Consider the following 10394-nt stretch of genomic DNA (forward strand, 5'->3'; position numbering starts at 1 on the left):
TAACGTGTAGGTCCGGGTGGCGGAATGGCAGACGCGCTAGCTTGAGGTGCTAGTGCCCGTATAGGGCGTGGGGGTTCAAGTCCCCCCTCGGACACCAAACTTCGTGGATATCCACGCGAGATCAACTTCTTCTCGCGTGGGGACGCGAGCCGTGACGACTCATATGTGCGCACCGACCCAGGGAGCTGGCGCCACCTGCGCTGACTCCCTCGCCCTCGTGCTGGCGGGGGCCTAGGTGAGCCCCGGCAGGCCGTGCCCTCGCCGGCCCGACGAGCAGCTCGTCGAGGCGCTCATACCCACCCCACTGCCCGTCGCATCGCCGGCGCCGGCACCGCTGCCGACACTGCCCGCACCCGCCGCCCGCCCGAGTGATGGCGTGCTGTTCGACGTGGCCGACCCGACGCCGCCGGCCGCGTCACCGCTCGTGCACTGCTGCGGGCCTTGGGCTGGACACCGGGCCTCACGCTGCATGTCGACGTCGTGACCGGCGCAATCCTGATCACCCCGGCCGCCGATGGCGCGCACGTCGTGGGCACCCGCGAGAAGCTGCCCTACCGGCCGCCGCTCGACACCTGTGCGGCATCGCTCCCGGCGAACCCGTGCTCCTGGCTGCCCTGCCCCGCCGCAACCGCATTGTCGTGCACCCCTCACACACCATCACGGCGGTCCTGGCCGACCTGCACGCCCGCATCCTCGCAGAGCCCTCATGACCATGGATCCCGATCGTGTCGCCACCGCCCGGGCGCTGCTCGAGCACCTCGGCCTCACCGCAGCCGACTTCACCGACAGTAATCGGCCCGCCGTGCCGACAGTCGCCGAGTACCTTCCAGTCGTCGCCGCGGCGAGCCCGGCCACCCGACGCACCTACGACAGCTTCTAGCAACTGATGGCCGCAACCCTCGGCGAGTTGCGCATTGACGCGGTGCGGGCCAGCGACATCGAAGCCCTCATGCGGCAGGCCGCCGCAGGCGCCCGCCCTCGCCGCAACTCCCGCAACGGCCGGCACGCCGGCGAGCACCTCATCGCCGCCGCCCGCGCCTTCTACAACCGCGCCATCGCCGACGGCTACCTGACCATCGCGGACAGCCCGGCCCACCGGGTCCGCAAACCTCGCCGGCTGCCCAACACCCGCCGTGCCCTCACCCCTGACGAACTGTCCGACATCAACGCCGCCGCCCGCAGCGGCGGCAACGACACCGTGCTCGACGCCCTGATCCTGCGCCTGCACACCGAAACGGCCTGCCGACGCAGCGGGGCTCTCGCGCTGCGCCTGATCGACCTGGACACCGACCACGCGCTGATCCGCCTGTCCGAGAAGGGCAGCACGCAACGCTGGCAGCCCATCACCCCGATGCTCGCCAGCCGGCTGGACGACCATGCCCGAGCCCGCGGCGCCGTCCTCCCGACCGATGCGCTGCTGCGCTATCGCAATGGCCAACCTGCCACCTATCGGCGCTACGACCTGATGTGGAAACGCATCGGCCGACAGTTGCCGTGGGTCGCCGCCCAGGGAATCTCCACGCACTGGCTGCGCCACACCACCACCCTGACCTGGGTCGAACGCCACTTCGGCTACGGTGTGACCCGCGCCTACGCCGGCCACACCGACCGCCGCGGACCCGCCACCACCACCTACATCAAAGCCGATCTGCACGCCGTCGCCGCCGCACTGGCTGCCCTCACCGGTCAGCCACACCCACTGGCCGTAGCCGAGAGCGCGCTTACTGGAAACGGAGGTTAGGCGGCGTCGACGTTTGCGGTGAAGTCGAGGATGGCCTTCGCCAGCTCTTCGGGGGCTTCCATCGCAGCGTAGTGGCCGACGCCGTCGAGTGTTACTGAGCTGACTTCGGCCGTCGTGGCCTGGGACATGGTGCCGGCGGTGAACGGGCCGCCGCCTGCGCCGACCGCGAGCACGGGCGCCTTCAGCCCGCGGGTCTGTGCGAGGGTCTTGATTTCGGCGCCTTCCTGCAGCATCGACTTGTAGAGGCCGGTCGCTCCGCGCCAGCCATCAGGGCGGGCGTAGGTGCGGACGAACTCGTCGATGTCGGTGTCGGTGATGGCCCCCGGGGTGGCACTCATGGCCGGAAAGGCGAATTGGCCGAGGAACTCGCGTTCGCGGCCGGCGAGCAGCATCTCGGGGATGCCGGGCGTGGCGAGAACACCGATGTGCCAGGCGCCGCCGTGGGTGATGTCGGCCAGCGCTTCCAGGCCGAACCCGGGCAGGCCCATCTCGATGGCGGTGAAGCTGCGCACATCCTGTGGATGGGTGGTGGCCAGACGAAAGACCGTCGCTCCGCTGATGTCCTGGCCGGTGAGGTGGACGGGGCCAACGCCGAGTTGTTCGATCAGCAGGTGCAGGTCTTCGGCCGAGGTCTTGCTGTCGTACTCGCCCGGCTCGTTGTCCGAGTCGCCGAAGCCGCGCAGGTCGACGGCGAAGACGCGGTGGTTGACCGCGAGCAGCGGGATGAGCTTGTGGAATGTCCACCAGGTCTCGGGGAACCCGTGCACCAGCAGGATCGGCGATCCGCTGGTTCCCGCGGCCACGTAGTGCAGGGTGGTTCCGTTGACCTTGGCGCGGTGGTGGGTGATCCCCGACACCGTGGGACCAGCTGATGCGACTGTCATGCCTCTCCCTAAATCGACAACTTAGGTGTCTAATAATAGTCACCCAGGTTGTCGTTTGTCTAGGCGCTGCCGTAACCTGCTCTCATGTCTCGCTCGGGTGCCAATCTCGCTTTGCTGCTGCTCGGAGGCTTCCGCACGTTCGTCGACGCGGTGGTCGTCGAGCTGGCCCGGCGCGGTTACGACGACGTACGTCCCGTCCATGCCTTCGCCATGCGGGCCATCGCCGCGGGAGCCGACAGCGCGTCAGAACTGGGCCGCCGGCTGTCGATCTCCAAGCAGTCCGCGGCGAAGACCATCGCGGTGCTGCAGGAACGCGGCTACGTGGCCCGCGAGACAGACCCCCGCGACGCCCGCCGCAAACGTCTCCAGGTCACCACACTCGGCCTCGACGTGCTGCGAACCGGCGAAGCGGTCTTCGACGAGCTGCGCGTTCAATGGGAGCAACAGATCGGTGCCAGCGAGGTTGCGGCCTTCGAGGTGCACCTGACCGCACTGGTGGGCGCGCTGCCCGTGCGCTCCGATGCCCCCGGCTGGGTTGCCCGAGACCTCGGCGAGTAGGTATCGGCGACTGACAGCCCTTCGTCCGTCGCAGTGGGCCGGATGCTCGACGGGGGTTGTTCGGCCTGGATCAGGGCAGCTCATGCAGCCCGACCTCACGAAGATCGTGCGGCCTCGGCGGTGCGTTCAATGCCGCGGTTTTCTCTCGCCGGTGACGGTTCAGTCGCCTGTCAGTGGCCGGCAACGTGGGGTGATCTCAGCTCGGCGCCTCGTAATCCACTGGACAGTCGATGCGCGGGCATTCATGGAGGTTTGTGTATGTGTCTCGGGTCACACTGCTTTGGCTATCCGCCGGGCGGTCCGCGCCGTCCTACTGAGCGTGGGTGATCAGGAAGCGGTGACCGAGGTGCAGCTGGTTCGCCGCTGCGCACGCGGTGAGCATGCCGCTTTCGACGAGTTGTACCGGCGTACGGCGCCGTGGCTGGCGACCCGGTTACGGCGCCGGTGTTCCGACGACGAGATCGTGGCCGAGGTTCTGCAGGAGACCTTCATGGCGGTGTGGCGGTCGGCAGGGTCGTTCACCGGCTCGGCGCAGAGTGGTGCGACGGGCTGGATCTGGACGATTGCGGCACGCCGGCTGGTGGACGCCTTCCGGCACCGTGCCCGCGCGGCGGAACTTCCGCTTGCGATAGCCGCGGCGCCGGCGCCCGCCGCCGAGGACGAGGTGCTGGCTGGCCGGGTCGATGCGGATCTGCTGCGGGCCTTGCACACCTTGGCTCCGGAGGTCCGGCGTGTGCTGCAGGCGATGGTTCTGGACGGGCTCTCGGTACGCGACACCTCAGCTTTGCTCGGAGTGCCGGAGAGCACTGTGAAGTTGCGCGCCAGAATGGCCCGCATCCGCCTTCGGGAGGCGCTGTCATGAATTCGCACATCGACGACGACCTGTTGGCGCGCTATGCCGGGATCAGCGAGAGCCTGCCGGATGCCGCGGTGTGGGGCGTGGAGATGCACCTGGACTCCTGTTCCGGCTGCCGTAGTCGGCTCGGCGAGGTCGTTCACCCCGACACGGCGACGATGGTCGCCGGCGTCGGTGGAGAGCTCACCGGGTCGTTGCCCGCGGTGGTGCCGTACCGGCGGTTCGGGGTGGTGCGGCGGTGGTCGACGTGGTCGTTGCTGCCACGGCTGATGGTCAGCGTCGGCGCGCTGGTGGCGGCACTACTGCTGGAGGTGGTCAATCCGCACTATCCGTCACCGGTGCTGTTGATCGCCCCGGTCGTGCCGCTGTTCGGTGTCGCGGCGGCGTGCTCACGCCGCGACGATCCGGCGTGGGAACTGGTCGCCGCTTCCCCTCAGGGAGGTGCTCTGATGGTGCTGCGCCGCACCGCCACGGTGCTTGCGGCGCTTCTGCCGGTTCTCGCGGTGGTCGGCTGGGCAGCCGGGACGTCGGTGGCGTTGTGGCTGCTGCCCTGCCTGACCGTCACCTCCGCCACGATCGCGCTGGGCAGTCTGCTCGGCGTACGACGGGCTGCCGGTGTCGTCGCCGCTGCCTGGGTCGCCGGGGTGGCGGCACCGGCGATGCTGACCCATCAGCTGCCCGTCGTGCTGGAGGCCGACAAGGCCCCGGTCTGGGCAATGACCGGACTGGTACTGGCTGCCCTGGCCTGGACCCGCGCTGACGCCTTCCAACGGCTCGCCAGTCGTAACTGATCAACGGCCCACGCACTGTTCCCGCTGCCTACCAGCGGCTGATGATCCCTGTCCAAGGAGCGATGATGGTACGAAGTTTGTCCGAGGCCGAGTTGAGGCCGACCACGTGGGAACACGCGGTGCAGGCGCACGGCTTGCAGGTCCGGGCGGGCCGGCATCTGGCGGTGACCGGCCTCGACCTGCGCATCGGTGTAGGCGTCCACGGCCTGCTGGGTCCCAACGGCGCCGGGAAGACCACGCTGATGCGCGCGCTGGCCACCGTGCTCAGGCCGGCCGCCGGCAGCCTGAACCTTCTGGGTCGGCCTGTGCACGAGCGTCGGGCCGATCTACGGCCGATCCGGCGCATGACGGGCTACCTGCCGCAGGAGTTCGGCTACTACCCGAAGTTCACCGTCCACGAGTTCGTCGAGTACATGGCCTGGCTCAAAGAAGTCCCCACGGCCGGCATCACCGTGGCCGCCGAACGGGCGATCGCCCGGGTCGGACTCACCGAGCGGGCCGGCAGCAAGTTGAAACAGTTGTCCGGTGGGATGCTGCGTCGTGCCGGTGTGGCCCAGGCCATCGTCAACGACCCGGCGTTGCTACTGCTTGACGAGCCCACCGTGGGTCTCGACCCGGAGCAGCGGTTGACCTTCCGCGAGCTGCTACGTGACCTCGGCGCCGACACCTGCGTACTGGTCTCTACCCACCTGGTCGAGGACGTGGTGGCCTCGTGCACCGATGTGGTCATCGTGCATGCCGGCCGGGTGGTGTGGCAGGGCACGCCCGCGGAATTGGCCGAACGCGGCGGCACCGGTGACCCCGGTGACAGCGCCGCCGAACGGGGCTACGCCGCGGTGATCCGCCAGGCTCGGCGGGAGGCCGGCGCATGATCCGCGCGCTTGCCATCGACCTGCGCCGTAGCGCTGCGGCCGGCGCCGGCCTGATCGTGCTCATACTCGGCCTCACCGGAATGTATCTGCTCTTCGGGCAGGACGCGTGGAGCAGCCGATGGTCCCCGCTGGCAACCACGCTACGCACCGCACTGGCCTTCACCTGGCCGCTCACCCTGGCCGCCGGGGCGTGGCTGACCGACCGCGACCGCCGCGGACGCGTCGGCGAGTTGTTCACCAGCACTGCCCGGCCCGCCTGGCAACGCGCCGCGTCACCGGCCCTCGCGCTGAGTCTGACCGTCACCGTCGCCTACCTGCTGACCGTGGCCGCATGCCTGCCGCTGGTAGCCGGCTCGGCGACCTACTTCAACCCCGCCGCGATCGCCGTCATCGCCACCGGGCTGCCGCTGCTACTCGCCGCCGGGCTGCTTGGCATGGGCCTGGGCGCCGTCGTACCGTCGCGGTTCACCGCGCCAACTCTGGCCATGGCCGGACTGATCCTGGCCAGCGCCCCCGGCCTGCTGTCCGCCTACTCCGTCGCCGGCCGTATCCAGCAGAGCGTTGCTCTGCTGTCGCCGGTGCTCGGCCAGAGCGGTGACTTCCTCATCGTGCCGGCCCGGCTGAGTCTGGCCCAGTCCATCTGGGCGCTCGCCCTGGCCACCACCGGATTCCTGCTGCTGTCGGCCACCAACGTCCGCGTCCGCACGGCTGCCGCCCTACCAGCCGTGTTCGGTGCCGTGACCGCGCTGCTTCTGCTGGCGTCGGGCGGCCCGGCCAACAGCATGGACGCCGTCGACGCCGGTGCCCGAGAGCTGGTCTGCGCCGACGGAACACCCCGCGTCTGCGTCCGCCGGGTACACGCCGCCATTCTCCTCGACACCGTCGCACCCGCCCGCGACGCCCTGCACCGCCTCAGCCGCCTACCGAATCCCCCCACCGCCGTCGAAGAAGGGATCCAGGACATCAGCGGTAACCGCGACGACCAAGACACCCCGTCAGCGCAGACCATCACCTTCTACATCGAAACCGGACAGGCCGCGGACATCGACGCCGAACAGGTCACGCTGCAACTTCTGACCGGCGCCGGGGTCATCAGCTGCGGAGACACCAGCAACTGGCAGACGTACGGCGCCGCCCGGCTCGCCGCCGCGTACTGGCTGCTCGAAACACCGCCACCGGACACCAATCACAAAGCGGTCGAGGCGTGGCAACGGCTGACCTCACTGCCCGCAGCCGAACAACTGGCACGCATCGCCGCGCTCCGCGACGCCGGCCTCGCCTGCAACGCCGACGCCCAGTGGGACATCCTGACGGGCGGCCCGCGATGAAAGGGCTTGCTCACCACCTCCGAGCGCGCCGGATACCCGCCGCCCTGTTCGGCACCGCGGCGGTGGTCTGGGGCCTCTGGGCGATCTGGACCGCAATCTCGCCACCCGACATCCTCCCGGCTCCCCTGTCCATGGCCGCCACCGGCTTCGCCGCCATCGCCGCCGGCACCACTCTCACCGGTCCCGACCCCGACCTGGACCGCACCGCTGCACTGCCCTGGCCGACTCGGCGGGCACTGCACCTGACCCTCGCCGCTCTGGTCGTCCTCGGTCTGCTGCTGTCGGTGGCCGGCACGACGCACGGATACGGCGATCCGGCCGCCCTCGCGCGCAACTGCGCCGGCGCGCTCGGTCTGATCAGTCTTGGCGCCGCCACCCTCGGTAGCGCGCGCTCGTGGTTCTATCTGGTCCCCTTCATCACCATTCCGCCGTTCCTGCCGATCAGCCGCACCACCGGCGACAGCGTCCTCGGCCAAATCGTCAGCTGGCCTCTGCAGCCAGCCGAATCCACAACAGCCGGCATTACCGCAGCCGTACTACTCGTCCTCGGCGCAGCCGACTACATCCTGCGAGGATCACGACTGAACACATCAGCACGGGCCGCCGCCTAGCTAGGCGAGCAGCACTTGTGCTCGCCTGCTGGCTTCAACGTCATCACGCCTGACCGTGCCGTCCGAGCTGATCAACATCGGAGTGACAGCCCGGTCGCGAGGCCACGATCTTCCGTGCCTTCGCTGACAAGGACGCATTGTTGGACTCCTGCGTGGCGGCTGCCCTGCGTAACGACCATGTGCTGGCGGAACTCGACGCTGTGCCGTTGGATCAGCCCTTGGCCGCACGGTTGACCGAGGCGGCAGCGACCCTGCACGCCTACCTGGACCGGATGGGTGCGGTGCTCGGCGCTGTGCAGGCCGGCGGTCGTCGAGGTGAGCGGCGCGAGCCTGCTGATCGCAGTGCGACCGGCGATCGGACAACAGCGACTGAGCGCACTCGCGAAGCGGTGATCCGACTGCTGGAACCCGACCGGGCCGCGCTGCGACTGCCCGTCGAACAGCTCGCCGTCATCTTCCTCGGCATTCTCATGCCACGGCGGGGAGCGACCGGCGGCGCCGAGACCCCGATCGAAACGCTGGTCGACGTGTTCCTCCACGGCGTGGTCGAGGTCGATGCTCCGGCAGCCGCCGGATGAACGCAGCCGCCGCTTTCGGGGTGTGACCGGGGCCGTTGGCGTGGCCGCCGCCCTCTGGACGGTTGCCGTCCCGCTGATGGGGCACCGGCTCACCGTCACTGGCGGGCCGCCCGGGAGGGAGCCCCTGGCGATCGGCCTTGCTCCGGTCGTGATTGTCGCGCTGGCCGCCGCCCTGGTTTGGCGGCCTGGCCTACCCCGCCGGGGCGGCGATAACAGCAGCCATCGCCGTGGCCGTGCGCTGCCCGCCCCGCCCCGCCCCGGTCCGCCACCGACCCGGCCTCAGCCAGTAATCTGACCCACGAGGCCAACCTCGACCAAGATCAGAAGTAGCCGCCGACCGGGCGCGGCGTCGCGCCGATCACCATCTACAGCGGCCCCCTGCCGATGGGCACATCCGGCGGGTCGTCGATGACCTCCATGGCCACGAACAGGCTGCGACGGTCACCATCGGTGACTACCGCCAGGATTGACACCCAGGCCGCATAACCCCCGAAGGATTGACGACCGGGACCACTTAGCGGTCGTCCGCTGCCGTCACCGACTGCTCCAGGATGTCGAGGCCCTCGGCCAGTTCCTCATCCGTCAGGGTCAGGGGCGGCATCAGCTTCACCACCTCGTCGGCGGATCCGGACGTCTCCACCAGCAGCCCACGGGCGAACGCCTCCTGGGCGACCTGTCGGGCCAGCTGCGGTTCCCGGAAGGCCAGACCCCAGACCAGGCCCCGGCCGCGTGACGTCACTGCGTGCGCCCGGTGCCGACCGGTGAGTTCCGCAAGCCTCGCCTCAAGCAGGATGTCCCGTTCCGCTGTCTGCTTCTCCAGTTTGCTGTCGACCCAGAATTCCTTGAGCGCGGCCGCCGCGGTGACGAAGGCGAAGTTGTTGCCGCGGAAGGTTCCGTTGTGCTCGCCGGGTTGCCACACGTCGAGTTCGGGGCGGAAGAGCGTAAGGGACATCGGCAGGCCGTACCCGCTGATGGACTTGGAAAGGCAGACGATGTCGGGAGTGATTCCGGCGTGCTCGAAGCTGAAGAACGGGCCGGTGCGACCGCAGCCCATCTGGATGTCGTCGACGATCAGCAACACCCTGCGGCGGGCGCACAGCTCGGCGAGGTCGGCGAGCCAGATCGCGCGGGCCGGGTTGATGCCACCTTCGCCCTGCACGGTTTCCACGATGACGGCGGCCGGTAGGTCCATTCCGCTGCTGCTGTCGGCGAGCATGGTGTCGAGCAGGGTGAGCCCGGAGACCTGGCCACCGGCGAAGCCGTCGTACGGGACGCGCCAGGTGTTTCCGAGTGGGACACCGGCACCTGCGCGCAAGGTGGCGTTTCCGGTGACGGCCAGTGAGCCGAGTGACATGCCGTGGAAGGCGCCGGTGAAGGCGACGACGGTGTGGCGTCCGGTCACTTTGCGGGCGAGTTTGAGTGCCGCCTCGACGCTGTTCGTGCCGGTGGGTCCGGTGAACTGCACGCGGTAGTCCAGGCTGCGGGGGGCGAGTACCTGCGATGCGAATTCGGCGAGGAAGTCCTGCTTGGCGGCGGTCAGCATGTCGAGGCTGTGGGTGACGCCGTCCCGCTCCAGGTAGTCCAGCAGGGCTCGCTTGAGGATCGGATGGTTGTGGCCGTAGTTGAGGGCGCCCGCGCCGGCGAAGAAGTCGAGGTAGGCGCGGCCGTCGTCGGCGAACATTCGGCTGCCACGCCCGTGGTCGAACACGGTCGGCCAGCTTCGGCAGTAACTACGGACCTCTGACTCGATAGTGGGGGCCATCATGATGTCTCCTCGGAGTTGGAGCTGCCCGTCCATCACGGTTTCGGAGCCGCGTCGATGTAGCTGCCTGCGTCCACGGCCCTGAACTGCGGGCCCTCGGCACGGGGCGTTGTGCTGCCGCCCCGCCGCACGCCATGTTCGGCGGGGCGGGGCGGCATGAAGTGTGGTGCGGTAAGGACTTCGGCCTCAGGCCCGGGCCATCTGCTCCCGCAGGCTTCGCGGCCGCATGTCCGACCACACCTTCCCGATGTGGTCCAGGCACTCCTGCTTCGACCCGGACGTCCCTTCGGCGGTCCAGCCGAGCGGCAGCTCCCGGTCGGCCCACCAGATCGAGTACTGCTCCTCGTCGTTGCGCACGACGCGGTAGACACCGTCGTCAGTCATGACCCCTCCGGCATGGTCGGGTGATCCGA

The 10394-nt window shown here is 69.2% G+C and carries 12 protein-coding genes and 1 tRNA gene; 10 read left to right on the forward strand and 3 right to left on the reverse strand.

The features are described 5' to 3' along the window. Positions 1-10: 10 nt before the first annotated feature. The 3 genes from ACPXBU_RS25485 (at position 11) to ACPXBU_RS25495 (ending at position 1741) form a co-directional block, all read left to right on the forward strand. Positions 11-97: transfer RNA gene (locus ACPXBU_RS25485), tRNA-Leu, on the forward strand. Positions 98-706: 609 nt separating this feature from the next. After that, positions 707-880 carry a hypothetical protein gene (locus ACPXBU_RS25490; RefSeq protein ID WP_425759946.1) on the forward strand — a complete coding sequence of 58 codons (174 nt, stop codon included), beginning with the start codon at positions 707-709 and terminating at the stop codon, positions 878-880. 6 nt (positions 881-886) lie between these two features. Beyond that, entirely contained in the window at positions 887-1741 is an 855-nt protein-coding gene (locus ACPXBU_RS25495) for a tyrosine-type recombinase/integrase (protein WP_425759947.1), read from the forward strand. Here the strand turns inward: ACPXBU_RS25495 and ACPXBU_RS25500 are convergent. Next, positions 1738-2598 (reverse strand): alpha/beta fold hydrolase, encoded by an 861-nt coding sequence (locus tag ACPXBU_RS25500; RefSeq protein WP_425759948.1) that lies wholly within the window; start codon positions 2596-2598, stop codon positions 1738-1740. The genes ACPXBU_RS25495 and ACPXBU_RS25500 overlap by 4 nt on opposite strands. Before the next feature lie 111 nt (positions 2599-2709). On the opposite strand from ACPXBU_RS25500, the gene ACPXBU_RS25505 reads away from it, so the two are divergent. The 7 genes from ACPXBU_RS25505 (at position 2710) to ACPXBU_RS25535 (ending at position 8219) form a co-directional block, all read left to right on the forward strand. Continuing rightward, positions 2710-3183 carry a MarR family winged helix-turn-helix transcriptional regulator gene (locus tag ACPXBU_RS25505; protein ID WP_425759949.1) on the forward strand — a complete coding sequence of 158 codons (474 nt, stop codon included), beginning with the start codon at positions 2710-2712 and terminating at the stop codon, positions 3181-3183. 337 nt (positions 3184-3520) lie between these two features. Continuing rightward, a complete protein-coding gene (locus ACPXBU_RS25510) occupies positions 3521-4045 on the forward strand; it encodes an RNA polymerase sigma factor (protein ID WP_425759950.1) in 525 nt (174 codons plus the stop codon). Next, positions 4042-4830 carry a hypothetical protein gene (locus tag ACPXBU_RS25515; protein ID WP_425759951.1) on the forward strand — a complete coding sequence of 263 codons (789 nt, stop codon included), beginning with the start codon at positions 4042-4044 and terminating at the stop codon, positions 4828-4830. The genes ACPXBU_RS25510 and ACPXBU_RS25515 overlap by 4 nt, the downstream gene beginning before the upstream one ends. Positions 4831-4895: 65 nt before the next feature. Beyond that, positions 4896-5702: an ABC transporter ATP-binding protein gene (locus tag ACPXBU_RS25520; RefSeq protein ID WP_425759952.1), complete on the forward strand. Its 807-nt coding sequence runs from the start codon at positions 4896-4898 to the stop codon at positions 5700-5702. Beyond that, positions 5699-7030: a hypothetical protein gene (locus ACPXBU_RS25525; protein ID WP_425759953.1), complete on the forward strand. Its 1332-nt coding sequence runs from the start codon at positions 5699-5701 to the stop codon at positions 7028-7030. Before ACPXBU_RS25520 ends, ACPXBU_RS25525 begins: the two co-directional genes overlap by 4 nt. Positions 7031-7161: 131 nt before the next feature. After that, positions 7162-7641 (forward strand): hypothetical protein, encoded by a 480-nt coding sequence (locus ACPXBU_RS25530; RefSeq protein WP_425759954.1) that lies wholly within the window; start codon positions 7162-7164, stop codon positions 7639-7641. Positions 7642-7793: 152 nt separating this feature from the next. Continuing rightward, the gene (locus ACPXBU_RS25535; protein WP_425759956.1) at positions 7794-8219 is read left to right on the forward strand and encodes a hypothetical protein; all 426 of its coding nucleotides are present in this window, start codon (positions 7794-7796) and stop codon (positions 8217-8219) included. Between the two features lie 514 nt (positions 8220-8733). Here the strand turns inward: ACPXBU_RS25535 and ectB are convergent. Together ectB and ACPXBU_RS25545 are read right to left on the reverse strand one after the other, a co-directional pair. After that, positions 8734-9984 (reverse strand): diaminobutyrate--2-oxoglutarate transaminase, encoded by a 1251-nt coding sequence (ectB, locus tag ACPXBU_RS25540; protein ID WP_425759958.1) that lies wholly within the window; start codon positions 9982-9984, stop codon positions 8734-8736. A 183-nt stretch (positions 9985-10167) separates the two neighbouring features. After that, positions 10168-10365: an MbtH family protein gene (locus ACPXBU_RS25545; protein ID WP_093402962.1), complete on the reverse strand. Its 198-nt coding sequence runs from the start codon at positions 10363-10365 to the stop codon at positions 10168-10170. Positions 10366-10394 lie beyond the last annotated feature (29 nt).

The organism is Micromonospora sp. DT231 (genome assembly GCF_049847025.1).
Taxonomy (GTDB): domain Bacteria; phylum Actinomycetota; class Actinomycetes; order Mycobacteriales; family Micromonosporaceae; genus Micromonospora.